The sequence below is a fragment of the Citrobacter sp. wls613 genome (genome assembly GCF_005281195.1).
GTDB lineage: Bacteria > Pseudomonadota > Gammaproteobacteria > Enterobacterales > Enterobacteriaceae > Citrobacter > Citrobacter gillenii.
Window position 1 is genome coordinate 38702 of the sequence record NZ_SZXN01000036.1, and the last position, 25046, is coordinate 63747.

A 25046-nucleotide genomic window follows, 5' to 3' on the forward strand; every position below is an offset into this window, starting at 1 on the left:
TCGCGCCTCTAACTGTAAAAACTTTGCGCCAGCGAACCGACAAGCAGTTGCCAGCCGTCAACCAGCACAAACAGCATCAGCTTAAACGGCAGCGCGATGGTGGCGGGCGGTACCATCATCATCCCGAGTGCCATCAATACGCTGGCGATCACCAGGTCGATTATCAGGAAAGGAATGAAAATCGTAAAACCTATCTGGAAGGCGGTTTTCAGTTCGCTGGTGACATAGGCTGGCAGCAGAATTCGCATCGGCACTGCTTCCGGTCCCTGCAACGGTCCGCTGTTTGCCAGACGCGCAAACAGTGCCAGATCGGCTTCGCGGGTCTGGCGCAACATAAACTCACGCAGCGGCTGTGCGCCTTTCTCTATCGCTTCCTGCATGGAGATCTTCTCTTCGCTGAACGGCTGATATGCGTCAACGTAGATTTTGTCGATCACCGGGGACATGATGAAAAAAGTCAAAAATAGCGCCAGTCCAAGTAACACCTGGTTTGGCGGGGCGGACGGGGTTCCCAGCGCGTTACGTAACAGACCGAAAACGATGATGATGCGGGTGAAGCTGGTCATCATCAGCAAAATGGCGGGCAGGAACGTCAGCGAGGTGATAAATACCAGCGTTTGTACCGGTAACGTCCAGCTTTGTCCGCCGCCGGGTAGTGGCTGGCTAACCAGACCGGGAAGCTGGGCCGCGGCCACTGGGCTAAACAGCCACAAGCCGAGCAGCGTGAGGGACAACAAACGGCGCATCAGGATCTCCCAGGACGCTTAAGCAAACTCTTCATCATGGACTGGAAATCCGCCGGGGGGGCCGGGTTCTCGTCGGGCACCACGGACGTAGGGGGCAGGGTATGCAGCACGTTAATCTGCGATGCGGTCACACCCAGCACCAGACGTGCGTCCTCAACCTCAACAATTACCACCCGTTCGCGCGGTCCCAATGAGGTGCTGGCCGTGACTTTCAGTCCGCGTGTACCGGCCCCTTTGGATGCAAAACCCAGGCGTTTAATGACCCAGGCCGCGGCGAGGATCAACAGGATTATGCCCAGCAGGGCGCCGCTGACCTGCACCAGCGGTGAGCCGGGAACGGCGGCGGGCTGAGAGACGGTAGCCTGGGTGTTCATCATTAACGGCTCAGGCGGCGCATACGTTCAGACGGCGTAATAATGTCAGTGATACGCACGCCGTATTTATCTGCGACGACAACCACTTCGCCCTGAGCAATCAGGTAACCGTTGATCAGAATATCCAGCGGCTCGCCCGCCAGACCGTCCAGTGCGACGACGGAGCCTTGCGTCAGGCGCAACAGCTCTTTGATGGTCATGCGAGTGCGGCCCAGTTCGACGGTCAGCTTGACCGGAATGTCCATGATCAGGTCGATGTCCTGCAGTGTACCGCTGACGTCCCCGCCGCCTAACTGCTGGAATACCGCATCTACCGAACTTTTAGCCGTGGTCGTTGTTTGCTCATTTAACGCGTCAGCCCACAGATCGTCCAATGCACCAGTGTTCTCATCGGACGGATTATTCATGTCACTCATTTGGGCTGTTCCTCATTCAGCGAATTCAAAATCGGGTTGATCAAATGTTCTACGCGTAACGCATACTGACCGTTTACGGTGCCATATTGGCTGGTCAGCACAGGCACGCCGTCCACATGAGCAATAATGCGGTCGGGTTTTTCAATCGGCAGCACATCGCCGGGTTTGAGCTTTAAAATCTGCGACAGACGCAGCGGAATGTCGGCAAAGTTCGCCACCAGCTCCAGCTCTGAATGCTGAACCTGACGCACCAGGTTATTACGCCAGTTCTGATCCTCATTGCGCGAGTTTTCCAGCGGCGGGTTAACCAGCAGCTCGCGCAACGGTTCAATCATGCTGAAGGGCAGACAGATGTTAAATTCACCGGTCAGGTTGCCAATTTCAACGTGGAACGGCGTGTTCACCACAATGTCGTTTGGTGAGGTGGTGATATTGGTAAATTTCACCTGCATTTCCGAGCGCACGTACTCCACTTCCAGCGGATTGATCGCTTTCCAGGCGTCGCTGTAGCTTTCCAGCGCCAGCTTCAGCATGCGGTTGATCACGCGCTGCTCGGTATGCGTAAATTCGCGACCTTCCACCTTCGTCGGGAAGCGTCCATCACCGCCAAACAGGTTATCGACGGCGATAAACACCAGACTCGGCGAGAACACCACCAGACCCGTACCGCGGAGCGGTTTCAGGTGGATCAAGTTCAGGTTGGTTGGTACCGGTAAGTTACGCGCAAACTCGTGATACGGCTGGATGCGGATCGCACCCACGGTAATATCCGGGCTACGGCGCAACAGGTTAAATAATCCCATCCGGAACTGGCGCGCGAAGCGTTCGTTGATGATCTCCAGCGCTTGCAAACGCTCGCGAACAACGCGGCGTTGGGTGTTGGGATCGTACGGACGAATATTGCTTTCGTTTGCAATACCGGAAATAGGTTCGTCTTTGGTGTCGCTATCGCCGTTAAGCAATGCGTCAATTTCAGCCTGAGAAAGAATACTGTCGCCCATGTCTTTACCGCAGAATAAAAGCTGTATAAAGAACGTCGGTGACAACCTGTTTCGGCTGCCCGACAACGAGCGGAGTCGCGAGCGTCTCTTTGATGGCGGCGATCAACTGCTGTTTACCTTGCTCGGTGGCGAGCGTGGCGGCATTCTGACGCGAAAACAACAGCAGCAGACGGCTGCGAACTTCCGGCAGATATTCGCTCAGGCGCGCGCGCGTCGCTTCGTCTTTCATACGCAGCGTGACCCCGATATACAGCACGCGATCCGCATCACCCAGATTGACGGTAAATGTATCCAGCGCAAAAAACACCGGGGCTGGCGGTGGGGCCGGTTCCGCGCTAACGCTGGCGGACGGCTGCTGCTGCATACGCCAGTAGCTATATCCCGCAGTTGCGCAGGCGGCGAGGGTAATTAACACCAGCAGAGGGATCCAAATAGCGCGTTTACTCTTTTTGTTAATCGCGGAGTCAGTCATCAGATACGGGCTTCCTGTTTCGGTACAGCTTATGGGCTGATTATCCCGTGTCCTGTCCCCGACAAAGCGTGGAAAAGACGCGGATAATCATGCTACCTCTGGCGTTAGGCGAAGATGTCTACTGCGCCGTCACCGCGCGCGGCGGCTTGCAGCGAGGCCGGGGCGGCCAGAGCGGCGTCATCTTCGCTGGCAAAAATGTCTTGTCCCTGAGTGCGTCCCGCCTGTTGCTGCTGAGCAGAAGACTGCTGCTGGCCAGCGAAGCTTTCGCTGCTGATGCTGCTTTGCCCCAGTTGGATCCCACTTTCAGCCAGCTGAGTCCGCAGCATCGGCAACGCTGCTTCCAGCGCGGCACGCACGTGGCTATGTGGTGACACCATTTGCAATTGCGCCTGGTTGTCATCCAGCTTGAGGGAGATTTGCACCTGGCCCAGGTCCTGTGGATGTAAGCGCAGTTCCGCGCTTTGTTGGCCCTGACGGGTGAACAGCGTGACGTGCTGACTTAGCGATTGCTGCCATTCGTGGCTACCCAGCGGGGCGCTCAGCACCGGTGCGGCTGCAGGGAGCGGCTGCGCGTGCGTTTGCGCCCCAGCCGGTGGCGTAATTGCCGCGCCAACGCTTACCGGGGAAGGAGTGCTTTCCATCTCCGCGTGGGCGGTTGCCGCCGCCGTCAGTGGGGTTAAAGTAGGATTACGTGTCTGGTCAACGCCAGCGGCGTGCATCGCGCCATCCGCTTTACCTTTTTTCACCTCACCCGAAGTTAGTTCGACGCGGTTATCCGCCGTCCCGCCGGACGAATTGCCGCGCAACAGTGTGGCCAGGGTGGAGTCTGCCGGGGCGGATGCGGTTTCACCGACGGGCGTGGTGATGGGCTGGCCCGGCAGCATCGCAAATAGCGCGCTCAGGTTCGCCAGATCCTCATCGCTGAGCGTGGTGGTCTTATCATCGTGTGGCGCGGCTTTGCCTGTCGCCGTCAGGGTATTCACCTTCAGCGACGGCGTGAGTGCCGACAGCAATTGCTGGGCATCGGTCAGGTCGGCAAGTGTCGCGTCCGTGATCCCGCCTTTTTGTGCCAGCAGATCCGTAATTTTCGCCGCCTGGCCGTTATCGCCCTGTGCTTGCAGCAACCCTTTTTGCAGTTTGCCACCCGCAGCCTGAAGATCGGCCAGCGACAGCGGGGCATCTTTTCCCTGTGCGTCGCCCGCGCCTAATGCGCCAGCCAGTAGGGCTAAAAAATTCTCGGGTGAATCAACCGCCTTTCCTGATTGAAGCCCTGCGGTGACGTCGGTGTCGGTAGTAATCAGTTGGGGTAACGTAATCATTCGGGTTTCCTCATAGCTGCGCGCTGAGCAAATTCATCCATTTTTTTCTGATCCAGGCGGTTTTCAGCCAGTAAAGCCGCCGTGGTCTGTCGGTCCTGTAGAGTTTTCCAGGCCTGCAGTCGTTGTTTTTTATCGCGCCAGCTGCTCAGCGCCAGGTCAACTTTCTGCGTCCACTGATTCAGCTGTTGGCGATGCTGGTCTATTGCTTTTTCCAGCGTCTGAATAAATTGCTGGTAGTTGATCCAGCGGTTACTGGTGATCCCCTGACCCATATCGCTATTAAGATTGGTGCGATACTCGTGCTGGTAGTCGATCAGCATCTTTAACTGTTCTTCTGCCTGCTGACAGCCGCGCCGCATTTCGCCTAATAAGATAGCGGCGTCATCGACCTCTTTTTCAGCCAGATCTTTTAGTGTTGCCAGTGCACCATGTTGTGCCATGACCTATGCTCTCCTGCTTAATCACACCCCAGGGAAAATCAGATCCAGCGCCTGCAGGGAATCTTCCCAGTCGGCCCGTTCAAAGATCCCTTGCTGTAAAAATGCCTCCAACTGCGGCCATAAGGTGATGGCTTTATCCAGCATCGGGTCGCTGCCTTTGGCATATGCGCCCACGCTGACTAAATCACGGTTACGCTGGAAACTGGACAGCAGCTGTTTAAAATTACGCACCCGCGCATAGTGTTTTTCGCTGATGAGCGAGGTCATTGCACGGCTGATTGAGGCTTCGATATCAATGGCCGGATAATGACCCGCTTCCGCCAGGTGACGGGACAGCACGATGTGTCCGTCGAGGATCGCACGCGCGGAATCGGCAATCGGATCCTGCTGGTCATCGCCCTCAGTTAGCACGGTATAGAATGCGGTAACCGAACCGCCGCCGTGAATACCGTTCCCGGCACGTTCCACCAGCGCCGGTAATTTGGCGAACACCGATGGCGGATAGCCTTTGGTGGCGGGCGGTTCACCGATAGCCAGCGCGATTTCACGCTGTGCCATTGCGTAGCGGGTGAGGGAGTCCATAATCAGCAGGACGTGCTGCCCGCGATCGCGAAAATCTTCGGCAATACGCGTGGCATAGGCGGCGCCCTGCATACGTAATAATGGGGAGACGTCCGCAGGGGCGGCAATCACCACCGAGCGTGCGCGACCGTCGGCACCGAGAATATTTTCGATAAAATCTTTTACTTCACGACCACGTTCGCCAATCAGCCCAACGACAATGACATCGGCTTGGGTATAGCGCGCCATCATGCCGAGCAGGACGCTTTTACCCACACCGGAACCGGCGAACAGGCCCATACGCTGGCCGCGACCGACGGTTAGCAACGCATTGATGGGCCGCACACCGGTATCCAGCACGTGCTCAATGGCGGTACGTTGTAGCGGGTTAAACGGTGGTGTAATTAACGCCCCGGTTTCCGTGGTGTCGGGCGCAGGCAGACCGTCGAGTGGTTTTCCGCTGCCGTCGAGCACGCGACCAAGCAGGGCGGGGCCCAGCGGCAACTGCTTGCCACTTTGCAGGCCTTCACCGGCAATGTTTTTTGCGTAAACACGTGCGCCAGGCAGAACGCCTTCGACTTCTTCGAGCGGCATCAAAAACAGACGCTGGCCGTTAAAACCGACCACTTCGCTTTCGACTTCCTGAGTGTCGTTGCCGTTTTGACGCTCAATCACGCAGGTGGCGCCCAGCGGCAGCTGTAAACCTGTAGCTTCCAGCACCAGGCCGGTGGCGCGGGTCAAACGCCCGTAGCGTCGTACCGACGGCAGCAGCGACATTTTCTCTTCGAAGTTATCCAGCGAGGTGAGCCAGCGGGTCAGACGGGTGGTCATTACACGACTCCCGGTGCGGCCAGACGGCAGAGTTCCTGCCAGCGCGTAGCGACGCTGGCATCCAAATCGCCTTCGTCGGCCGAGACTTTACACCCGCCATGATGCAGGGTTGGGTCGCCGCGCAGTCGCCAGCCGTGCAGGCTGAGGGTGGCGCCGAGCATCTCTTCCACGCGTTGGAGATCGTCCGGATGCACGCGCAGTTGGGGTTTGCCGCTAAACAGTGGTTCCTGCTGCAGCAGCTGTTGGATTTGTTTAATCAGCGCGGCGTTATCGACGATCGGCGTCTGGCCAATCACCTGACGAGCGGCTTCCAGCGCCATTTGCATCAGGCGCGAGGCAATCACGCTGTCCAGCGCATCCAGCGTATTTTGAAACTCGCTCACCAGTTGCTGCATGCGGGCGTGAATCGGCGCATGCTGCGCCCGGGCCTGCGTCTGACCTTGCTCCAGCCCCTGCGCTAACCCATCCTGATAACCCTGCTCATGGCCTTTTTGCCGACCTTCTGCCAGGCCGGCGTTATAGCCTTGTTCATGCGCCTGCAACTGCAGTTGTGCCAGCTTTTGTTCAAGCTGTTGTTCAGCGGACAGCTGTGGTTCTTCTGTGTCGTCCGTCGGCAAGGGGCTGCTGTCATCGGCCAGCACGAACGCCGCCATCGGTGGCGCGAGGTCGTCCGGGGTCCAGACTTTCCACGGCAGGTCGTTAGACATAGGTATCCTCGCCGCTGCCGATCACCATCTCGCCGGTTTCCGCCAGGCGACGCACAATCAGCAGAATCGCTTTCTGTTCGTTTTCTACCTGCGACAGACGTACCGGACCACGGTTGGCGAGGTCATCGCGCAGAATATCGGCGGCACGTTGCGACATATTGCGCAGGAACTTCTCGCGTAGAGGCTGTTCGGCACCTTTCAGGGCGATCAGCAGCGACTCGGAATCCACTTCCTGCAGCAGGCGCTGGATACTGCGGTCGTCGACGTCCACCAGGTTTTCGAACAGGAACATCTCGTCGATAATTTTCTGTGCCAGTTCGCCGTCGAATTCGCGCACGGCGGTAATGACCGCTTCTTCCTGCTGCGTTTTCATCAGGTTGATAATCTCTGCTGCCGTTCTCACGCCGCCCATTTTGCTGCGCTTCAGGTTCTGGCCGTCGAGCAGGCCGTTCAGCACTTCGGTCAGCTCCGCCAGCGCGGCCGGCTGCACGCCGCCGAAGGTGGCAATACGTAACATCACATCGTGGCGTAAACGCTCGTCGAACAGCGCCAGAATATCGGCCGCCTGGCCCCGTTTGAGGTGTACCAGAATCGTGGCGATGATCTGCGGATGCTCGTCGCGAATAAGGTCGGCGGCGCTTTGCGGCTCCATAAAGTTGAGCGTTTCGATGCCGCTGGTGGTATCGCGGGTTTCCAGAATATCTTCCAGCAGGCTGGAGGCGCGCTCTTCACCCAGCGCTTTCACCAGCACCGAGCGCAGATATTCGTTGGCGTTAATGTTCAGCGCCGCAAACTGCTCGGCTTCTTGTTCAAACTCGGCCAGCACCTCGGTGAGTTGCTTGTTGGAAATCTGGCGCACGTTGGCCATCGCCGTACTGAGGGCCTGCACTTCACGCGTGGAAAGATGTTTAAACACCTCCGCCGCGCGATCTTCGCCAATGGTCATCAGTAAAATGACGCTTTTATCGGTGCCGCTAAGATTACTCATGTTCGTTATTCATCCACTGGCGGATGACCAGCGCCACAACGCGCGGATCGTTATCTGACATTTCACGAATACGCTGGCTCATGACTTCTGCGCCCAAGCGCTGGTTCGTACGACGCTGCTGGGTCTGCTCGTCTTTGCTGAGACGAACTTCTACCGCTTCTTCGGTTTCCTGACGAACGCGCGTTTGTTCCTGCGCGACTTTCGCCTCTTCGCTACGGCGGACCAGTTGCGGACGAACGGCTTTACGCCACAGTATCCAGGCCACCAGCAGTACCAGTAACCAGCGTCCGGCAATCATCAACTGCTCAATAAAGGACTGCTGTTGCCAGAATGGCAGCTCGCCGCCCGCGTCGTCGGTTGCCGTGAAGGGTGAGTTCACCACGTTCAGGGTATCGCCGCGCTTGTCGGAGAAGCCCATGGCTTCGCGGGTCAGATCCTCAATTTGCTTCATCTGATCGGCGCTCAGCGGCAGCGGTTTACCGTCCGGCAAGGTTTTATAATTGATCACCACCGCCACGGAGAGACGCTGCACGTCGCCGACGTTCATTTTGGTATGACGAATGGTGCGGTCGACTTCATAGTTGCTGGTTTCATTGCGCTGAGTACTACGTGGGCCGGTATTCGCGTTATTGGCTGTCTGCGTGGTTTGCGCATTTTGCTGATTAGCCGGTGGTGTATTGATAGGCGCAGTATTCGCCGGTGCAGGCTGATTCGACAGGGCGCCCGGTACGCCGCCCGGTGCGCCGCTTCCTATCTGCTCGCTGACGTTGAGCTGGCGCGAACGCAGTACAGCCTGCGATTCATCACCATTCGGGCTGTACTGTTCTTCGGTTTGCTCTTTATTGGCAAAATCCAGCTGTGCGGTGACCTGCGCATGGACGTTACCGTTACCGACGATCGGTGACAGGATCGATTCGATACGACGCTGAACGCGGCCTTCGACGTCGCTGGCGTATTTCAGCTGCGCATCGTTCAGGTCACGACTGCTGGTGTTCGACTGGGTTAACAGATGACCGGCCTGATCGACCAGCGTGACGTTACCCGGCGGTAAACCGGCCACGGCGCTGGAGACCAGATGGGTAACCGCGCTAATTTGACCTTCATCCAGCGCCCGACCCGGTTCCAGATTTACGGTAACGGAGGCGGAAGGGGATTTTTGCTCACGGACAAATAATGAAGGTTTCGGCATGGCCAGATGGACGCGGGCGCGTTTAACCGGTCCGAGCGTTTCAATGGTGCGGGCCAGTTCGCCTTCCAGTGCTCGCTGGTAATTCACCTGTTCGCTAAACTGGCTGATACCAAACTTTTCCTGGTCCAGCAGTTCAAAGCCCACCGCGCCGCCTTTCGGCAGACCTTGCTGGGCCAGACGCAAACGCAGCTCATGTACTTTATCCGCGGGAACTTCGATGGCGCCGCTTCCCTCGGTGAAACGATAGGGCACGTTCATCTGCGTCAGTTGGGTGACGATGGCGCCCCCGTCCTGATCGGAGAGGTTGCTGAACAGCGTGCGGTAATCTGGCGCTTTGGCCCACAGGACCATCGCCACGACGATCGCGACGGCAGCCGCGCCCGCCACAATCAGAGGGATTCTGGGATTCGCACGCAGGCGATTTAACCACTCGAGAGGTTTCAGTGGGGTTGCAGTCGATGCTGTCGCACTCATCTCGCACCTCGTGGATTATCGTGGACGGCGTTTTTTGCAAAGTGGAACAAGACTCACTCCCGGGTCAGCAAACTCGAAAAATTGACCGTCACATTATTTGCGGTTTTAAATTTTTCTATGCGCCAAAAACCGGGGGTTTTTATCGTTATTTAGCGCCTTTATCTTATTGACGAGCTGGTAATCTCTGCTACGTAAAAAATCATCCAGGGGATCAGAATGTCGGCAATACAGGGGATTGAAGGGGTCATCAGCCAGCTACAGGCCACGGCGACGTCAGCAAAGATGCAGGATATGCAGCCACAACCGACCGTGAGCTTTGCCGGTCAGCTGCATGCGGCGTTGGACCGCATCAGTGATGTACAAACCGCATCTCGCGTGCAGGCAGAAAAATTTACCCTGGGTGAGCCGGGCATTGCGCTGAATGATGTGATGACCGATATGCAAAAAGCCTCGGTCTCTATGCAGATGGGGATTCAGGTGCGTAACAAGCTGGTGTCGGCGTATCAGGAAGTGATGTCCATGCAGGTGTAGGGACAACGTGCAGAAAATGTAGGCCGGATAAGCGCAACGCTATCCGGCGAACTGTTACTTCTGAATCAAATAACGAATGGTTGGCCCATCCTGCTGAATATCCAGCACCGTATAACCGTGATTACGCGCATCCAGCGGAATATTATTGATCGACTGCGGGCAGTCACTCACCACTTCCAGAATTTCACCTTTCTTCAGCTGCGGCATCGCTTCCAGCGTGGCGACAGCCGGGTAGGGACACGGTTCACCCACCATGTCCAGACGGTAATCAGGGACGATATTTTTCATGCGGATTCCTTAGCAGGCGTTAGCCCTGCACGGCGGAAGAAACGTTTTTCCCAGCCAATGATGAGCATCAGTGCGGCAAACAACAGCAGATAGGTCACCAGCAGGCCGCCGAGCGGACCGAAGGTGTTGAGCAGGTTCACTTTATCCCAGCTGGTGGCAAGCGCCGGGGCGAAGTCATCCCAGTAGTAGGCCAGGATAGTCGAGCCGATTACGTTGCCCAGACCGACCCACCAGTAATGCACCTGGCCTTCCACCGCGCGGTACATCCAGCCGGTTTCACACCCGCCCGCCAGCACGATGCCGAAGCCAAACAGCAAGCCGCCGATCACCGCGTTGGGACCGGCCCACATGATCTTCGCCTCCACGCCCAGTTGCACATAGCTGAAGATCCCGATGGCGCTGACCGCCATGCCGAAGATAATGGCTTTTGCCATATGGGTGCGCCCGGAAATCCACAGATCGCGAAATGCCGAGGTAAAACAGATTTGCGCCCGTTCAATCAACAGACCGAATCCCACGCCGAACAGCATGGCTAACCCGAGCTTGGGTTTATCCATGGCGGTGAGCAGCGCCCAGCCGATCATGCCGATAAACACCAGCATTCCGAGGCGAAAACGCCGACGCGCCTGCTCCGGTTTTTGCGTCAGCGGCGAGGCGGCAGAGACTTTCTGCATTTTGACCGGAATACGGAAAATCGGCAGCAGGGTGAAGCGTGCGCCAAACCATGAGCCAATTGCCGTGGCCAGCGCAAAGAACCACGCATGCAGGGAGAACTGTGGGATCCCGGTGAAGAACGCCGCGAGGTTACAGCCCATCGCCAGACGCGCGCCGAAACCGGCGATCATCCCGCCGATAATGGCTTGCATAATGCGCACCCGGCTACGCGGCATACGTAATTTCACGTTGTTGGCCCACAGTGCTGCCGCAAAGCAGCCGCCGAACATGCCGAGGATCATCATGCCGTCGATACGGGTTAACGGAGAGCCTTCGAGGTGGATCAGTTTGTAGTAACCCCACTCTTCGGCATGAACGCCAAATAACTGCAGGACTTGACCGCCCCAGCGAGTAAATTCGCCGGTTACCGCCCAGAAGGTTCCCGTAATGCCGAAATAGTAAGTGGAGAGAATACCCGCCGCGATGACCGCAGGGGCAGGGGCCCAAAATTTAATTAACCAGGCCTGTTTGAAGTGTTGCCATGACATGCGTTGTGCCTCTGAACTCAGAAGGTATGTAACAAGAAGTGTGGATATTACACCGATCCACATTTTTGCCTATCAGTAATAAGAAGTAATCCCGACGGGATCAATCTTTATCCGCCGCCGCGAAAGGCTGGCGACATCAGGGGTTTAATGCCACAATCCCCTTTTCTTCGCATGCAGGATGAATGATGAAAAAATTAGCAATCGTTGGTGCATTTCTGCTTCTTAGCGGATGCGCCGAAGTTGAAAATTATAACGAAGTGGTAAAAACGCCCGCGCCCGCCGGTCTGGAAGGCTACTGGCAGTCGAAAGGTCCGCAGCGCAAGCTGGTGAGTCCGGAAGCTATCGCCTCGCTGGTGGTGACCAAAGAGGGCGATACGCTGGATTGTCGCCAGTGGCAGCGGGTGATTGCGCTACCGGGGAAACTGACGATGCTCTCCGGCGATCTCACCAACGTGACGGTGAAGCGTGAGCTGTATGAGATTGAGCGCGAAGGTAATACGCTGGAATATGACGGGATGACGCTGCAACGGGTCGATCGCCCAACGCAGGAATGCGCCGAAGTGTTACAGAAAACGCCGTTGGCCACGCCGCTGCCGTAAGCGTTAAACCCCGGTAGCCCGCTGCTACCGGGGAAGTCCATTACAACACCTCTTCAATCACCCACACGCTGACGCTGCCGCCGTTGCAGAAAAATGTCGCTTCGCCGTTTTCATCGGTGACCACGCTTTCCTCGCGGTTTCCCAGATAGTCACGCCAGGTTTTATTGCCATAGTTCGCGCCAAGCGTAATGCTCTTCTCGCCGTCGTCACCGTTGGACAACACCACCACACAGCCGGGGTCGTCGTCGGTGCCGCTACGGCTAAAGGCGATACAATTCGGATGATCAAAATACAGCGTTTGTACGCCGTGGGCGAAACGCTGACGGGCCAGAATCAGTTCATCAAGCTGCTCAATGATCGGCATGTCGATGGGATAGGTTTGTCCATCCCCGCCGGTATCTTCATAGTGCGCGCCGTACAGATCGGGGTAGAACACCGACGGCACGCCGTTTTCGCGCAGCAGGATCAGCGCGTAGGCCAGCGGCTTAAACCACGGCTCGACTGGGGCCTCCAGCGCCTGTAGCGGTTGGGTGTCGTGATTGGCGACCAGCGTCACCGCATGGAACGGATCGGCTTCCACCAGCGTATCGGTGAAGATCTGGCTCATGTCATAATCGCGTCCCTGACGTGAAGCCTCGTGAAACTTCATTTGCAGGGGGGCGTCGAACAGCATGGTTTTCCCCTCCACCTGGTTGATGTAGTTTTGCAGTTTGTCGACTTCGTGGGACCAGTATTCGGCGACGATAAACAGCGGCTTGGGGGCTACCTCCTGCACGTGTTCGATCCACTCTTTATAAAACCAGGCCGGAATATGCTTGACGGCATCGAGGCGAAAACCGTCGCACTGGGTTTGCTCCATCACCCAGCGTGCCCAGTATTTGATCTCCTCGGTGACGGCGTGGTTACGAAAATCAATATTTTCGCCCATCAGATAATCAAAGTTGCCGAGTTCGTCATCCACCTGATCGTTCCAGCCTTCTCCGGTGTAATCATTGACGATTTTGAAAATGCCGTCTTCGGTGGGGTTCTCAATATGGTCGATGCCGCTGAAGCATTTGAAGTCCCAGACAAACTGCGAGTACTGACCCGCGCGGGCCGGGAAGGTGTAGCGCGTCCAGGCCTCGCATTCGACAATCTCATCGTCAATCTGCGTGCGGTCATCGGCGTTTACGCGCTGGACGCGAATGCATTCTTTCTCATCGGCCCCCATTTTGTGATTGACCACCACGTCCAGCAGTACCGCAATGTCGTTGTGCTTTAACGCGTCGATTGCTGCCAGTAACTGATTTTTATCGCCGTATTTGGTGGCGACGGTGCCTTTTTGGTCGAATTCGCCTAAATCAAACAGATCGTAGGAGTCATAGCCAACGGAATAGCCGCCGGACGCGCCTTTATAAGCAGGAGGCAGCCACACCATATTGATGCCGATATCGTTGAGGCCGCCTGCGCGTGCGGCCAGTTCGGGCCACAGTTGCCCGCCCTCAGGGTAATACCAGTGGAAGTACTGCAATAACGTGGGATTTTTCATCTTCCGTGCTCCAGACGCCGTTTGGCTGACCTCTGGAGTATGGAAGATTATTCAGGCGAGACGGGAAAAAATTACGGCGTGGTGGGGGCGTCGGGTACCAGCAGCATGCCGGAAAGACGGCCATAGGCATTATTCAGCGTTTTCTGCTTGGTTGACTGACCGATCAGACCGCTCAGTTCATCCAGCCTCTGTTGCAGCAATGCTTTAAGTAACTGCTCGTTATCCAGCGTCTGTTTAATATAGCCAGCCACGATGTCCTGAATACTTCGCGTTATGCCTGGTGGAGTTTCGTCTTCCATGACCACTTCAATACTTTGCAGATAGCTAACTTCCTGTTCCAGTAAAAGGTCCCATTCACCGCGCTGTGCCAGCTCCAGCAGCGAATGACTGAGTAGCGCGATGCGCTGCCAACGGTTGACGAACTCCACGGCTGAGGTCATTAACGAGACTCCTGGGAAGATGCTTTGGGGGAGATCTGTTTCCAGGCATCCGCAATGTTGCTGAGCAACCCTTCGACTTCTTCAATGGCCTGACTGTCATTGCGCAAGTTAGCTTGCAGCAGGCGGCGGATCATATAGTCATACAGCGCTGACAAATTGGTGGCGATTTCACCACCATTGTCCTGATCCAGTCCCGCTTTCAGGCCATTATCGATGATATTAATGGCCTTGCTTAAGGCCTCGCCTTTGGCGACGATATCACCCTGCTGCATAAACAGGCGAGCGCGCACCAGGGCGCTGTTCGCGCCATCAAACAACATTTCGATCAGCTGATGCGGGCTGGCGCTCATTACGGCGCTTTCCACACTGACCTGTGCATAGGCTTTGGTACCGCTCGCGGTATACATGCTTACCTCGTGTTATCAGGATTTATTCATCGCTGTAAATTGTTGGCCCAGATAGGTACTGGTGTTATTCAATTTGCTCATCATGCTATCAAGCTGGGTAAACTGTGCCGTGTAGCGCGCAACCATGTCATCAATACTGGCGCTGACGGAGAGATATTGCTTGGTCAGTTTTTTCAGCGTTGAGTTAATGCTGTCCTGCGCACTGTCGATAATGCCGTCATCGGCCAGATAGCTTTTTACTTCGGCGGCAATCTTGGTGGTGATCCCGGTTTCTTTACCATCGCCTGCCAGCAGTTCACGTACTGAAGCGGTGTTTTCGTCCAGCGCTTTTTTCAGCTTGGTATCATCGATGGACATCTTGCCGGTTTTGCCATCTTGCTTGATGCCGATTTCATTCAGGGTTTTAAAGGCACCTTCGCTGCCCGAGTTAGCAAATTGCGCCCGGATACCGGTCTGGATCGTACGTACCACGCTATCGCCTACCAGTGCGCCGTTGTCTTTATCCTGACCTTCCGCGCCCTGATCAACTTCTTTATACTTGGTCAACGTATTAAAGGTGTCGATCAGTGAGTTATAAGCATCGACCCAACCTTTGATAGCTTCCGTCGCTTTTTCATTGCTTTTAGTGACAGTTACCCGCGCGTCGGTGACTTTTTTGGTCAGTTCCAGCGTCACGCCCTGTGGGGCATCAGTCACTTTGTTGCTCTGTCGCTCAATAGGAATGCCGTTCATGGTTAACTGGGCATTTTGCGCTTCAACCAGTTCACTCATTTTACCGGTGCCGGTTTTGCTGTCGTAAGCCAGCAGATCGTTAAGCTTGCTGTCGCCGTCAACAGAGATGGTCATCTTGCTGTCCATACCTTCGGCGGCGGTCAGTACCAGTTTGAACTCACCGTCTTTCACTTTCACGATACTGGCGGAGATACCGCTGTCGGTATCGTTAATCGCCTTACTGATATCTTCCAGTGAGGTTTTATCCTGTGAAAGCTTAATTTCCAGCGGCTCTTTACGGCCCGGTTGTTCAATCTTAATGATACGTGTGGCAGATCCGTCACCCAGTGAATCTTTGTTTGAGGCAACCGTTTTGGTACTCAACGATTGCGCCTGGGCCAGCTGCGTTACGCTGATGGTATAAATTCCCGGTGCTGCGCCTGCCTCCGTGGTCACTTTCAGATCTTCGGTACTGCTGGTCACGTTACTGCTTCTGAACAGTTCGGGTTTATTTAATGCGGTATTAGCCGTCTGAAATTTTTCCAGCGCACTCTTTAACGTACCGTAGGCCGTCAGGCGGGCGGTATTATCGGTCTGTTGCTGAGTAATAGGATTTAAACGTTTTTTCTCAGCAATAGTCAGGTTGTTTAGCAACGTGTCCAGTGGTAAGCCTGATCCTACGCCCAGTGATGAAAATGAAGGCATGCTCGATTCCTTGTGATTGCAAACATTTGTTCTATGGCTTATCGGCAATCTGCGCGCAAAGTTTAATGATTGTTTTATGAAAATAATGCGCGGAATAGTGGTGCATATAGCGGGTATTTCACGGGCTAAGAAAAAAGAGGGCAGAAACTAAAAATTTTCTAAAGTTCGAAATTAACGTGCCGATACATGGGTTACGGTCAGAAACCGTGGGCAACAGCCCAATAACATCGAGTTGTAATTGATAAGGAAAAGATCATGGCACAAGTCATCAATACAAACAGCCTGTCGCTGTTGACCCAAAATAACCTGAACAAATCTCAGTCCGCTCTGGGCTCCGCTATCGAGCGTCTGTCTTCTGGTCTGCGTATCAACAGCGCCAAAGATGATGCTGCTGGCCAGGCGATCGCTAACCGCTTCACCTCTAACATCAAAGGTCTGACTCAGGCGTCCCGTAACGCTAACGACGGTATCTCTGTTGCCCAGACCACTGAAGGCGCGCTGTCTGAAATCAACAACAACCTGCAGCGTGTTCGTGAACTGTCCGTCCAGGCCGCTAACGGTTCTAACTCTGAGTCTGACCTGACTTCTATCCAGGACGAAATTAACCAGCGTCTGGCAGAAATTAACCGCGTTTCCGAGCAGACCGACTTCAACGGTAAAAAAGTTCTGAACCAGGACGGTCAACTGACTATTCAGGTCGGTGCAAAAGATGGCGAAACCATCACTATTGATCTGAAAAAAATCGACAAGGCAAGTTTAGGATTAGATAAGTTAGATGTAACTAAAGTTGCTTCAACCGTTAAAGATAAAGCTGTCGTTAACATGGATATTACCTTGGAAGATGGTAATTTCGATGACAAAAAGGCTGCTACACCGATCACTGCTAATTTAGAATTATATAAAGATACAAACGGTGCAATCTTCGCTAAAGATACTGTAGCTAATAAATATTATGCAGCGAAAGTTGATAATAACGCAGGTAAAGTTACTTTCGATAGCACGGCCGAAAGTACTCCTACAGGGACAACCACTAAAGTAGACTCCATTAAAAAGGATATTACAGCATCTACTACTGGTTTTGCTGATGGTGAATCCATTATCAAATATACTGAAAATGGTAAAACTGCATTAGCTAAGCAAGTAGTCAATAGCGCAACTGGTGAAGCAACCTTCTTCAAAGCAACGGTTGATGCAACGACTGGCGCGCTTGGTTTTGCGACAACAGCATCCGCTTTGGATATTTCGGTTGATCCTCTCGCAAAAATCGACGATGCACTGAAAACTGTTGATGCTTTTCGTAGCCAGTTGGGTGCTGTGCAGAACCGTTTTGAATCTGCCGTAACCAACCTGGGTAACACCGTGAACAACCTGTCCTCTGCCCGTAGCCGTATCGAAGACTCCGACTACGCGACCGAAGTGTCTAACATGTCTCGTGCGCAGATCCTGCAGCAGGCGGGTACCTCTGTTCTGGCACAGGCTAACCAGACCACGCAAAACGTGCTCTCTTTACTGCGTTAATCCATCGATTGGGTTACTCAGTCATTAGAGACAATAAAGGCAGCGAAAGCTGCCTTTTTTCTATACTGGAGTCTGAATAATGCAAGAAATTACCGTTACTGAACCCAATTTTGTGTCTACGTTTCAGTGCACCGGCACACAATGTCGCGATCATTGCTGTAAAGGCTGGAATATACATCTGGACAAGGCAACGGTGAATAAATATCTCTCCAGCAAAGATGATTATATAAAGAAGATCGCCAAAGAGAACATTATCCTGCTTAAAAAAGAGGTGACTACCTGGGGAATGGTCAAACTTGTTGAAGATACGGGAAACTGTCCTTATCTGACCGAGGACAGCCTCTGTCAGGTACAGAAAACGCTGGGGGCCAAGGCATTAAGTACCACATGTAAAACATTCCCGCGTATTGAACGTATTTATAAAAATGATGTGAGAAAATCGCTGAGTCTGTCGTGCCCGGAAGTGGCCGGTATGATACTTACCGATCCCAATTCAATGATTCTAAATGAAAAAAGAATTATTAAGTCTAAGACTTATTCTATGCCTGCACTTTCTCAACAACAGAAGTTGCTTAATCTTTATTGCTTAAGCCTTATCGATCAGGCCGGTCGTGATATCAACGTTGGTTTTTATGCATTGATTAAGTTTACGTTGTTTATCGAAAAGTTCAAGACGGTTGATAATACCGCTCTGGCAGAGATTGAACCCGTTTATCATGCACTTTTGACTCAGCTTCAGTCGGGCGAGTTAAGAGAAGAAATGTCAACACATGCTACAGACAGAAATATAAAATTATCGTTAGTGCTTTTACTCCAGGATTATTTTCGCAGTCTCCCGGTAAGTCGGTCTAGTGGGGTGTTAAAATATTATATTGAGTGCTTACTGAGAACGTTGACTCAAGATGGTACCCATTCTGTCGATGAGGGTGTTGCGAAACTTGAAGCTACATGGCAGCAGGTTTATGAAGAGCAGCATGCAACGGGTTTCGATCTTAAAAACTTTATGTTGTACAAAGTATGGGAAAACAATTTCCCAAATCAAAAAAACGCTGATCCATTACGTACACTCTATATGATCAGCGTCGAATACTACTTTATCAAAATTCTGATCGCGGCGAGCGCCTACGAGAGAACATACCTGGAGAAGGAAGATGCGATCAATATCGTCTACAGCTTCCATTCGCTAAGCCAGCATAATCCGACGATACATGAAAACTTCCACAAGCACATCGAGACCGTGCGTACAGGCGATGACCTGTCGATGATTCATCTCTTGACATAATTCTAACGGGGATGCGCCAAAACGCATCCCTCGCAAGCTAACTATTTGATTTATTTTTGATTATTAGTGATGAAAAATAACGTCATCAGCTACATAAGTGAAATAACCCTTCTTTTATAGCCTTATTCCTCCGATAGAACCCCCTGCAGAAACGGATAATCATGCCGATAACTCATTTAACGCAGGGCTGTTTATCGTGAATTCACTGTATACCGCTGAAGGTGTAATGGATAAACACTCGCTGTGGCAGCGTTATGTACCGTTGGTGCGTCACGAAGCATTGCGCCTTCAGGTGCGCTTGCCGGCGAGCGTAGAACTGGATGACCTGCTACAAGCGGGCGGCATCGGGTTATTGAATGCAGTTGACCGATATGACGCTTTGCAAGGAACGGCATTTACCACTTACGCAGTGCAGCGTATTCGTGGGGCTATGCTGGATGAACTACGTAGCCGGGATTGGGTGCCGCGTAGCGTTCGGCGCAATGCCCGCGAAGTGGCACAGGCGATGGGACAACTGGAGCAGGAACTCGGGCGTAACGCGACGGAAACCGAAGTGGCGGAGCGTCTGGCTATTCCTGTGCAAGAGTATCGTCAGATGTTGCTTGATACCAATAACAGCCAACTCTTCTCCTACGACGAGTGGCGGGAAGAGCATGGCGATAGTATTGAGCTGGTGACGGAAGAAAACCAGCAAGAAAACCCGTTACAGCAGTTGCTTGATGGCAATTTACGCCAGCGCGTGATGGATGCGATTGACGCATTGCCGGAGCGTGAAAAGCTGGTGCTGACGCTGTATTACCAGGAAGAGCTGAATCTGAAAGAGATTGGTGCTGTTCTGGAAGTCGGTGAGTCACGGGTTAGCCAGTTGCACAGTCAGGCCATCAAACGTCTACGCACCAAGCTGGGTAAGCTATAGGGGGTAATCATTGCCCCTGAACAATGCCGCATAACGAATTGACTACCAGGAGTTCTCATGACGGTGCAGCAATCAAAAAGACGGCCTCTAAGCCGCTACCTCAAAGATTTCAAACACAGCCAGACGCATTGCGCCCATTGCTATAAGTTGCTCGACAGGATCACGCTGGTCCGCCGCGGCCAGATTGTGAATAAAATCGCTATTGCCCGGCTCGATATGTTGCTGGACGCCGCTGCCTGGGAGCAGGAGAAAAAAGAGTGGGTGGCGTTATGCCGTTTTTGCGGTGATTTACACTGCAAGGAACAGAGCGACTTTTTTGACATTATCGGGTTTAAACAGTTTTTGTTTGAACAAACCGAAATGAGCCACGGCACGGTGCGCGAATATGTGGTTCGCCTGCGCCGTCTCGGTAATCATCTGACCGAACAGAACATCTCCCATGACCTGCTGCAGGAAGGCTTCCTCGACGAAAACCTCGCCCCGTGGCTGCCGGAGACCAGCACCAATAATTACCGCATTGCGCTGCGCAAGTATGAGCAGTTTAAAGCGCATGCACCTGTCGGCCAGATGCAGAAATCCTCCTGGACAGCCAGTTCTGATATATATTAAAAACGAATAAGGTGTAACGGAGTCGTGTTTGTAAATAGCGGTAAACGCTCTACACTACTGTCATAAATGATAGTCACTAATGACAATATTCGGGGTAACTATGAAATTAGCACGTCTGGGACGTCAGGCTCTGATGAGTGTAATGGCTGTGGCACTTGTCGCCGGTATGAGCGCAAAAACCTTTGCGGACGAAGGTCTGTTAAATAAAGTGAAAGAGCGCGGTACGCTGTTGGTTGGTCTCGAAGGGACCTATCCCCCGTTTAGTTTTCAGGGTGATGACGGCAAGCTGACCGGTTTTGAAGTCGAATTTGCCGAAGAACTGGCTAAACATCTCGGGGTGAAAGCGACGCTGAAGCCGACCAAGTGGGATGGCATGCTGGCTTCTTTAGACTCCAAACGTATTGATGTGGTGATTAATCAGGTGACCATCTCTGACGAACGTCAGAAAAAATACGATTTCTCTACCCCGTATACGGTCTCTGGTATCCAGGCGCTGGTGAAAAAAGGCAACGAAGGCGTGATTAAAACCGCGGCAGACCTGAAAGGTAAAAAAGTCGGTGTCGGTCTGGGTACTAACTACGAAGAGTGGCTGCGGCAGAACGTGCAGGGCGTCGATATCCGTACTTATGATGATGACCCGACCAAATATCAGGATCTGCGCGTCGGTCGTATCGATGCGATTCTGGTTGACCGTCTGGCCGCGTTGGATCTGGTGAAGAAAACCAAAGACACGCTGGCCGTGACCGGTGAAGCCTTCTCCCGCCAGGCATCCGGCGTGGCGCTGCGTAAAGGTAATGACGATCTGCTGAAAGCGGTCGATGCCGCCATTGTAGAGATGCAGAAAGACGGTACCCTGAAAGCCCTGTCTGAAAAATGGTTTGGGGCGGATGTGACGAAATAATCGTCATCCGAATAAAAAAGGCGCCTTTAACAGCGCCTTTTTTTATTTCATTGCGCCTGAACGTGCATAATAAAAAGAACATCACAACAACGAATACCGGAGGCTGTATGCCGCTGCATAATTTAACGCGCTTTCCACGTCTGGAATTTATTGGCGCGCCAACGCCGCTCGAATATCTCCCGCGCTTCTCTGATTATCTCGGACGCGACATTTTTATTAAACGCGATGACGTCACGCCAATGGCGATGGGCGGCAATAAGCTGCGCAAGCTGGAGTTCCTGGCGGCAGATGCGCTGCGCGAAGGGGCCGACACGCTGATTACCGCTGGGGCCATTCAGTCGAACCACGTGCGCCAGACGGCGGCGGTGGCAGCAAAGCTCGGGCTGCACTGCGTGGCGCTGCTGGAAAACCCGATTGGCACCACGGCAGAAAACTATCTCAGCAACGGTAACCGTCTGTTGTTAGATCTGTTTAATACCCAGGTTGAAATGTGCGACGCGCTGACCGACCCGAATGCACAACTTCAGGCGCTGGCTACGCGGATTGAAGCGCAAGGGTTCCGACCGTATGTGATCCCGGTCGGTGGGGCGAATGTGCTGGGTGCGTTGGGCTATGTTGAAAGTGCGCTGGAAATTGCCCAGCAGTGCGAGGGCGCGGTAGCGCTGTCCTCTGTGGTGGTTGCTTCAGGCAGCGCGGGCACCCATGCGGGTCTGGCGGTGGGGCTGGAACAGCTGATGCCCAACGTCGAGCTGATAGGGGTGACCGTTTCGCGCAGCGTCGCCGATCAAAAGCCAAAAGTGGTGACCCTGCAGCAGGACGTGGCTCGTGAACTGGAACTGACCACCTCGGCGGATATTCTGTTATGGGATGACTATTATGCGCCGGGTTACGGCACGCCAAACGAAGAGGGCATGGAAGCGGTGAAACTGCTGGCGCGTCTGGAAGGCATCTTGCTGGATCCGGTATATACCGGCAAAGCGATGGCGGGCCTGATTGACGGTATCAGCCAGAAGCGCTTTAAGGATGAAGGTCCGGTCCTGTTTATTCATACCGGTGGGGCACCTGCGCTGTTTGCCTACCATCCTCACGTGTAATGGCAAGGTAGAAAAACGCTAATGCAAGAAAGTATCCAACTGGTGATTGATTCACTGCCCTTCCTGCTTAAAGGCGCGGTATTTACGCTGCAGCTGAGTATCGGTGGGATGTTCTTTGGTCTGGTGCTGGGGTTTATCCTCGCTCTGATGCGCCTGTCGCCGCTGCTGCCGGTGCGCTGGCTGGCGCGCGTCTATATTTCTATTTTTCGCGGCACACCGCTGATCGCCCAACTGTTTATGATCTACTACGGTCTGCCGCAGTTTGGCATTGAGCTGGACCCGATCCCGGCGGCGATGATTGGTTTGTCGCTGAACACCGCGGCGTATGCGGCGGAAACGCTGCGTGCGGCCATCTCCTCGATTGATAAAGGTCAGTGGGAGGCGGGCGCCAGTATTGGTATGACGCGCTGGCAGACCATGCGCCGGGCGATCCTACCGCAGGCGGCGCGCGTGGCTTTACCGCCGCTGAGCAACAGCTTTATCAGCCTGGTAAAAGACACCTCGCTGGCGGCGACAATCCAGGTACCGGAACTGTTCCGTCAGGCGCAGCTGATCACCTCACGCACGCTGGAAGTGTTCACCATGTATCTGGCGGCCTCGCTGATTTACTGGGTAATGGCGACAGTGCTGTCCGCACTGCAGAACTATTTTGAAGAACAACTGAACCGCCAGGAGAGAGAGCCGAAATGAGTGCGATCGAAGTCAGAAACCTGGTGAAAAAATTTCACGGGCAAACGGTGCTGCACGGTATCGATCTTGAGGTAAAACCCGGTGAAGTTGTGGCGATTATCGGGCCTAGCGGCTCAGGGAAAACCACGTTGTTGCGCAGTATTAATCTGCTGGAACAGCCTGAGGCGGGCACGATTAAAGTCGGTGACATTACCATTGATACGGCGCGTTCACTCAATCAGCAGAAAGGGTTGATTCGTCAGCTGCGCCAGCATGTGGGGTTTGTGTTCCAGAACTTTAATTTGTTTCCTCACCGTACGGTGCTGGAAAACATTATAGAAGGTCCGGTGATTGTGAAGGGAGAGCCGAAAGCCGAAGCAACGGCGCGCGCACGTGAGTTGCTGGCAAAGGTGGGCCTGGCGGGTAAAGAGACCAGCTATCCGCGTCGGTTATCCGGTGGACAGCAGCAGCGCGTGGCAATTGCCCGGGCGTTGGCCATGCGCCCGGAGGTGATCCTGTTTGATGAACCAACGTCAGCGCTCGATCCTGAACTGGTTGGCGAGGTGCTGAATACCATTCGTCAACTGGCGCAGGAAAAACGCACCATGGTGATTGTGACGCATGAAATGAGCTTTGCGCGCGACGTTGCTGACCGGGCGATATTTATGGATCAGGGGCGCATTGTGGAGCAGGGACCTGCAAAATCGCTGTTTACCACGCCCCAACAACCGAGAACGCGTCAGTTTCTGGAAAAATTCTTAATGCAATAATAACCCTACGGTGCTCACCGAAATAGATTTTTGGTGAGCACAAGCCGCATAACTATTTATTATTACTGCTTTATTATTAACGCTGCGTCGCATCAACCTGCTCTGATTATGCGTAATACTCAAGTAAATCCATTCTTGTCCGATAATCTGCATATATAAAATACATTTATGTGTTAGTTTGTTTCATTCTCATTTGTGATGATTATCAATCTCAGGGACATGACCACTTAGTATGCAGGATCACGATTTCTTCACCTGGCGACGGAGCATGCTGTTACGCTTTCAGGAAATGGCGACGGCAGATGACGTCTATACCGAATTACAACATCAGACACAGCATCTGGAGTTTGATTTTTACGCTCTCTGTGTTCGTCACCCCGTGCCGTTTACCCGACCTAAGACGGCGCTTCATACAACCTACCCCAAAGCGTGGGTGGCACATTATCAGTCCGAAAATTATCTCGCGATTGACCCCGTGCTTAAACCAGAAAACTTCAGGCAGGGCCATCTTCCCTGGGACGATACCTTATTTCGCGATGCACAACCGCTTTGGGATGCGGCGCGTAATCACGGTTTACGCAAGGGGATGACGCAATGCTTAATGCTGCCGAACCGGGCGCAGGGCTTTCTTTCTGTCTCGTGTGCGAGCGTGCGTAATGGCCGCTTTGCGCAGGATGAGGTGGAACTCAGAATGCAATTGCTGGTAAGGGAGAGTCTCTCCGTTCTGACGCGACTGGAAGATGATATGGTCATGGCGCCAGAGATGCGGTTTAGTAAGCGGGAGAAAGAAATACTGAAATGGACCGCAGAGGGAAAAACGTCGGCAGAAATAGCGATGATCCTGTCGATTTCTGAAAATACCGTGAACTTCCATCAGAAGAATATGCAGAAGAAGTTTAACGCACCAAACAAAACGCAGATTGCCTGCTATGCTGCAGCGACCGGGCTTATCTGAATAAGTTGTCGTTCTGAGTGTCAGACGCAAAACCGGCTGATTGCAATGCTATCAGCCGGTTTCTTATTACTGGCGGTAGGCCTGTTTAATTTGTTTAACAGTGTTGGAAAATACCGCAGCCTGGGATTGATCTTCAATCTGCGCGATTTGTTTTTCCATCTTAAGAATCACGCGGCCTGCATCGGCTTGTCCCATTGCCTGCAGCATCAGCGTTAACATGGCTTTCAGGCAGGTGACTTCGTTAGCCAGTTCTTGATTATTCTCAGCAGTGGAAAAATCAGGCGTACTCATTTATTTTCCTCGTTATGTCTCTATGAAAAAGTGCGATGGCAAATGTTAAGGCGGCGGAGTATACCATAAGCGCGGCTAAAAATATCAGTGGCTGTTTTTCGCACAAACATTA

General features: G+C 53.5%; 29 protein-coding genes. 11 read left to right on the top strand and 18 right to left on the bottom strand.

The window, feature by feature from the left end; genetic code table 11:
- Positions 1 to 8: 8 nt before the first annotated feature.
- The 11 genes from fliP to fliF form a co-directional block, all read right to left on the bottom strand.
- Positions 9 to 746: a flagellar type III secretion system pore protein FliP gene (fliP, locus tag FDX01_RS05910; protein WP_115258832.1), complete on the bottom strand. Its 738-nt coding sequence runs from the start codon at positions 744 to 746 to the stop codon at positions 9 to 11.
- Positions 746 to 1123, bottom strand: coding sequence for a flagellar biosynthetic protein FliO (gene fliO, locus FDX01_RS05915; RefSeq protein ID WP_135912238.1), 378 nt, complete (start codon positions 1121 to 1123; stop codon positions 746 to 748). Before fliO ends, fliP begins: the two co-directional genes overlap by 1 nt.
- Positions 1123 to 1536, bottom strand: coding sequence for a flagellar motor switch protein FliN (fliN, locus tag FDX01_RS05920; protein ID WP_096757515.1), 414 nt, complete (start codon positions 1534 to 1536; stop codon positions 1123 to 1125). Before fliN ends, fliO begins: the two co-directional genes overlap by 1 nt.
- Complete coding sequence (gene fliM, locus FDX01_RS05925) at positions 1533 to 2537, bottom strand: flagellar motor switch protein FliM (protein ID WP_115258830.1); 1005 nt, start codon at positions 2535 to 2537, stop codon at positions 1533 to 1535. Before fliM ends, fliN begins: the two co-directional genes overlap by 4 nt.
- Before the next feature lie 4 nt (positions 2538 to 2541).
- A complete protein-coding gene (gene fliL / locus FDX01_RS05930) occupies positions 2542 to 3009 on the bottom strand; it encodes a flagellar basal body-associated protein FliL (protein WP_115258829.1) in 468 nt (155 codons plus the stop codon).
- Positions 3010 to 3113: 104 nt separating this feature from the next.
- Positions 3114 to 4328 (bottom strand): flagellar hook length control protein FliK, encoded by a 1215-nt coding sequence (gene fliK / locus FDX01_RS05935; protein WP_137399406.1) that lies wholly within the window; start codon positions 4326 to 4328, stop codon positions 3114 to 3116.
- A complete protein-coding gene (gene fliJ, locus FDX01_RS05940) occupies positions 4325 to 4768 on the bottom strand; it encodes a flagellar export protein FliJ (protein WP_115258827.1) in 444 nt (147 codons plus the stop codon). The genes fliK and fliJ overlap by 4 nt, the downstream gene beginning before the upstream one ends.
- 21 nt (positions 4769 to 4789) lie before the next feature.
- Positions 4790 to 6160, bottom strand: a complete 1371-nt coding sequence (fliI, locus tag FDX01_RS05945; RefSeq protein WP_115258826.1) for a flagellar protein export ATPase FliI — start codon at positions 6158 to 6160, stop codon at positions 4790 to 4792.
- The gene (fliH, locus tag FDX01_RS05950) at positions 6160 to 6867 is read right to left on the bottom strand and encodes a flagellar assembly protein FliH (protein ID WP_115258825.1); all 708 of its coding nucleotides are present in this window, start codon (positions 6865 to 6867) and stop codon (positions 6160 to 6162) included. Before fliH ends, fliI begins: the two co-directional genes overlap by 1 nt.
- Positions 6860 to 7855 (bottom strand): flagellar motor switch protein FliG, encoded by a 996-nt coding sequence (fliG, locus tag FDX01_RS05955; protein ID WP_048211311.1) that lies wholly within the window; start codon positions 7853 to 7855, stop codon positions 6860 to 6862. The genes fliH and fliG overlap by 8 nt, the downstream gene beginning before the upstream one ends.
- A complete protein-coding gene (gene fliF / locus FDX01_RS05960) occupies positions 7848 to 9518 on the bottom strand; it encodes a flagellar basal-body MS-ring/collar protein FliF (protein WP_115258824.1) in 1671 nt (556 codons plus the stop codon). The genes fliG and fliF overlap by 8 nt, the downstream gene beginning before the upstream one ends.
- A 216-nt stretch (positions 9519 to 9734) precedes the next feature.
- On the opposite strand from fliF, the gene fliE reads away from it, so the two are divergent.
- Positions 9735 to 10049 (top strand): flagellar hook-basal body complex protein FliE, encoded by a 315-nt coding sequence (gene fliE, locus FDX01_RS05965; RefSeq protein WP_045444321.1) that lies wholly within the window; start codon positions 9735 to 9737, stop codon positions 10047 to 10049.
- A 54-nt stretch (positions 10050 to 10103) separates the two neighbouring features.
- On the opposite strand, the gene yedF is transcribed toward fliE, so the two are convergent.
- Together yedF and yedE are read right to left on the bottom strand one after the other, a co-directional pair.
- Positions 10104 to 10337, bottom strand: coding sequence for a sulfurtransferase-like selenium metabolism protein YedF (gene yedF, locus FDX01_RS05970; RefSeq protein WP_000790504.1), 234 nt, complete (start codon positions 10335 to 10337; stop codon positions 10104 to 10106).
- Positions 10334 to 11602: a selenium metabolism membrane protein YedE/FdhT gene (gene yedE / locus FDX01_RS05975; protein ID WP_346284008.1), complete on the bottom strand. Its 1269-nt coding sequence runs from the start codon at positions 11600 to 11602 to the stop codon at positions 10334 to 10336. The genes yedF and yedE overlap by 4 nt, the downstream gene beginning before the upstream one ends.
- Positions 11603 to 11724: 122 nt before the next feature.
- Here yedE and yedD point away from each other — a divergent pair, with 122 nt between their 5' ends.
- Complete coding sequence (gene yedD, locus FDX01_RS05980; protein WP_096757505.1) at positions 11725 to 12138, top strand: lipoprotein YedD; 414 nt, start codon at positions 11725 to 11727, stop codon at positions 12136 to 12138.
- Between the two features lie 40 nt (positions 12139 to 12178).
- On the opposite strand, the gene amyA is transcribed toward yedD, so the two are convergent.
- The 4 genes from amyA to fliD form a co-directional block, all read right to left on the bottom strand.
- Complete coding sequence (gene amyA / locus FDX01_RS05985) at positions 12179 to 13666, bottom strand: alpha-amylase (protein ID WP_137399408.1); 1488 nt, start codon at positions 13664 to 13666, stop codon at positions 12179 to 12181.
- Positions 13667 to 13737: 71 nt separating this feature from the next.
- A complete protein-coding gene (gene fliT, locus FDX01_RS05990; RefSeq protein ID WP_137399409.1) occupies positions 13738 to 14106 on the bottom strand; it encodes a flagella biosynthesis regulatory protein FliT in 369 nt (122 codons plus the stop codon).
- Positions 14106 to 14513: a flagellar export chaperone FliS gene (gene fliS, locus FDX01_RS05995; RefSeq protein ID WP_137399410.1), complete on the bottom strand. Its 408-nt coding sequence runs from the start codon at positions 14511 to 14513 to the stop codon at positions 14106 to 14108. The genes fliT and fliS overlap by 1 nt, the downstream gene beginning before the upstream one ends.
- Before the next feature lie 15 nt (positions 14514 to 14528).
- Positions 14529 to 15929, bottom strand: coding sequence for a flagellar filament capping protein FliD (fliD, locus tag FDX01_RS06000; RefSeq protein ID WP_137399411.1), 1401 nt, complete (start codon positions 15927 to 15929; stop codon positions 14529 to 14531).
- 255 nt (positions 15930 to 16184) lie between these two features.
- Here fliD and FDX01_RS06005 point away from each other — a divergent pair, with 255 nt between their 5' ends.
- The 9 genes from FDX01_RS06005 (at position 16185) to sdiA (ending at position 24643) form a co-directional block, all read left to right on the top strand.
- The gene (locus FDX01_RS06005; RefSeq protein ID WP_137399412.1) at positions 16185 to 17447 is read left to right on the top strand and encodes a FliC/FljB family flagellin; all 1263 of its coding nucleotides are present in this window, start codon (positions 16185 to 16187) and stop codon (positions 17445 to 17447) included.
- Between the two features lie 79 nt (positions 17448 to 17526).
- A complete protein-coding gene (fliB, locus tag FDX01_RS06010; RefSeq protein WP_137399413.1) occupies positions 17527 to 18729 on the top strand; it encodes a flagellin lysine-N-methylase in 1203 nt (400 codons plus the stop codon).
- A 196-nt stretch (positions 18730 to 18925) separates the two neighbouring features.
- A complete protein-coding gene (locus tag FDX01_RS06015) occupies positions 18926 to 19645 on the top strand; it encodes an RNA polymerase sigma factor FliA (protein WP_096757498.1) in 720 nt (239 codons plus the stop codon).
- 57 nt (positions 19646 to 19702) lie between these two features.
- Positions 19703 to 20254, top strand: a complete 552-nt coding sequence (fliZ, locus tag FDX01_RS06020) for a flagella biosynthesis regulatory protein FliZ (RefSeq protein WP_096757497.1) — start codon at positions 19703 to 19705, stop codon at positions 20252 to 20254.
- A 100-nt stretch (positions 20255 to 20354) separates the two neighbouring features.
- Positions 20355 to 21155, top strand: coding sequence for a cystine ABC transporter substrate-binding protein (tcyJ, locus tag FDX01_RS06025; protein WP_170974762.1), 801 nt, complete (start codon positions 20355 to 20357; stop codon positions 21153 to 21155).
- Positions 21156 to 21262: 107 nt separating this feature from the next.
- Positions 21263 to 22249 (top strand): D-cysteine desulfhydrase, encoded by a 987-nt coding sequence (dcyD, locus tag FDX01_RS06030; protein ID WP_137399415.1) that lies wholly within the window; start codon positions 21263 to 21265, stop codon positions 22247 to 22249.
- Positions 22250 to 22270: 21 nt separating this feature from the next.
- A complete protein-coding gene (gene tcyL, locus FDX01_RS06035) occupies positions 22271 to 22939 on the top strand; it encodes a cystine ABC transporter permease (RefSeq protein ID WP_115258812.1) in 669 nt (222 codons plus the stop codon).
- Positions 22936 to 23688: an L-cystine ABC transporter ATP-binding protein TcyN gene (gene tcyN / locus FDX01_RS06040; RefSeq protein ID WP_137399416.1), complete on the top strand. Its 753-nt coding sequence runs from the start codon at positions 22936 to 22938 to the stop codon at positions 23686 to 23688. Before tcyL ends, tcyN begins: the two co-directional genes overlap by 4 nt.
- A gap of 232 nt (positions 23689 to 23920) precedes the next feature.
- Positions 23921 to 24643: a transcriptional regulator SdiA gene (gene sdiA / locus FDX01_RS06045; RefSeq protein WP_117341909.1), complete on the top strand. Its 723-nt coding sequence runs from the start codon at positions 23921 to 23923 to the stop codon at positions 24641 to 24643.
- A 66-nt stretch (positions 24644 to 24709) separates the two neighbouring features.
- Here sdiA and FDX01_RS06050 read toward each other — a convergent pair whose 3' ends face one another.
- Positions 24710 to 24934 (bottom strand): DUF2594 family protein, encoded by a 225-nt coding sequence (locus FDX01_RS06050; protein WP_096757491.1) that lies wholly within the window; start codon positions 24932 to 24934, stop codon positions 24710 to 24712.
- Between the last annotated feature and the right edge of the window lie 112 nt (positions 24935 to 25046).

Excerpts from the sequence above, each read along its gene's own strand:
- fliF (WP_115258824.1), bottom strand. The coding sequence starts at position 9,518 with ATGAGTGCGACAGCATCGACTGCAACCCCACTGAAACCTCTCGAGTGG.
- fliJ (WP_115258827.1), bottom strand. The coding sequence starts at position 4,768 with ATGGCACAACATGGTGCACTGGCAACACTAAAAGATCTGGCTGAAAAA.
- fliM (WP_115258830.1), bottom strand. The coding sequence starts at position 2,537 with ATGGGCGACAGTATTCTTTCTCAGGCTGAAATTGACGCATTGCTTAAC.
- fliD (WP_137399411.1), bottom strand. The coding sequence starts at position 15,929 with ATGCCTTCATTTTCATCACTGGGCGTAGGATCAGGCTTACCACTGGAC.
- fliI (WP_115258826.1), bottom strand. The coding sequence starts at position 6,160 with ATGACCACCCGTCTGACCCGCTGGCTCACCTCGCTGGATAACTTCGAA.
- fliL (WP_115258829.1), bottom strand. The coding sequence starts at position 3,009 with ATGACTGACTCCGCGATTAACAAAAAGAGTAAACGCGCTATTTGGATC.
- fliG (WP_048211311.1), bottom strand. The coding sequence starts at position 7,855 with ATGAGTAATCTTAGCGGCACCGATAAAAGCGTCATTTTACTGATGACC.
- fliE (WP_045444321.1), top strand. The coding sequence starts at position 9,735 with ATGTCGGCAATACAGGGGATTGAAGGGGTCATCAGCCAGCTACAGGCC.
- amyA (WP_137399408.1), bottom strand. The coding sequence starts at position 13,666 with ATGAAAAATCCCACGTTATTGCAGTACTTCCACTGGTATTACCCTGAG.
- fliN (WP_096757515.1), bottom strand. The coding sequence starts at position 1,536 with ATGAGTGACATGAATAATCCGTCCGATGAGAACACTGGTGCATTGGAC.
- fliB (WP_137399413.1), top strand. The coding sequence starts at position 17,527 with ATGCAAGAAATTACCGTTACTGAACCCAATTTTGTGTCTACGTTTCAG.
- fliO (WP_135912238.1), bottom strand. The coding sequence starts at position 1,123 with ATGATGAACACCCAGGCTACCGTCTCTCAGCCCGCCGCCGTTCCCGGC.
- FDX01_RS06050 (WP_096757491.1), bottom strand. The coding sequence starts at position 24,934 with ATGAGTACGCCTGATTTTTCCACTGCTGAGAATAATCAAGAACTGGCT.
- FDX01_RS06005 (WP_137399412.1), top strand. The coding sequence starts at position 16,185 with ATGGCACAAGTCATCAATACAAACAGCCTGTCGCTGTTGACCCAAAAT.
- tcyN (WP_137399416.1), top strand. The coding sequence starts at position 22,936 with ATGAGTGCGATCGAAGTCAGAAACCTGGTGAAAAAATTTCACGGGCAA.
- fliK (WP_137399406.1), bottom strand. The coding sequence starts at position 4,328 with ATGATTACGTTACCCCAACTGATTACTACCGACACCGACGTCACCGCA.
- fliS (WP_137399410.1), bottom strand. The coding sequence starts at position 14,513 with ATGTATACCGCGAGCGGTACCAAAGCCTATGCACAGGTCAGTGTGGAA.
- tcyJ (WP_170974762.1), top strand. The coding sequence starts at position 20,355 with ATGAAATTAGCACGTCTGGGACGTCAGGCTCTGATGAGTGTAATGGCT.
- fliP (WP_115258832.1), bottom strand. The coding sequence starts at position 746 with ATGCGCCGTTTGTTGTCCCTCACGCTGCTCGGCTTGTGGCTGTTTAGC.
- dcyD (WP_137399415.1), top strand. The coding sequence starts at position 21,263 with ATGCCGCTGCATAATTTAACGCGCTTTCCACGTCTGGAATTTATTGGC.
- fliH (WP_115258825.1), bottom strand. The coding sequence starts at position 6,867 with ATGTCTAACGACCTGCCGTGGAAAGTCTGGACCCCGGACGACCTCGCG.
- fliZ (WP_096757497.1), top strand. The coding sequence starts at position 19,703 with ATGACGGTGCAGCAATCAAAAAGACGGCCTCTAAGCCGCTACCTCAAA.
- yedF (WP_000790504.1), bottom strand. The coding sequence starts at position 10,337 with ATGAAAAATATCGTCCCTGATTACCGTCTGGACATGGTGGGTGAACCG.
- yedD (WP_096757505.1), top strand. The coding sequence starts at position 11,725 with ATGAAAAAATTAGCAATCGTTGGTGCATTTCTGCTTCTTAGCGGATGC.
- sdiA (WP_117341909.1), top strand. The coding sequence starts at position 23,921 with ATGCAGGATCACGATTTCTTCACCTGGCGACGGAGCATGCTGTTACGC.
- fliT (WP_137399409.1), bottom strand. The coding sequence starts at position 14,106 with ATGACCTCAGCCGTGGAGTTCGTCAACCGTTGGCAGCGCATCGCGCTA.
- tcyL (WP_115258812.1), top strand. The coding sequence starts at position 22,271 with ATGCAAGAAAGTATCCAACTGGTGATTGATTCACTGCCCTTCCTGCTT.
- yedE (WP_346284008.1), bottom strand. The coding sequence starts at position 11,602 with ATGTGGATCGGTGTAATATCCACACTTCTTGTTACATACCTTCTGAGT.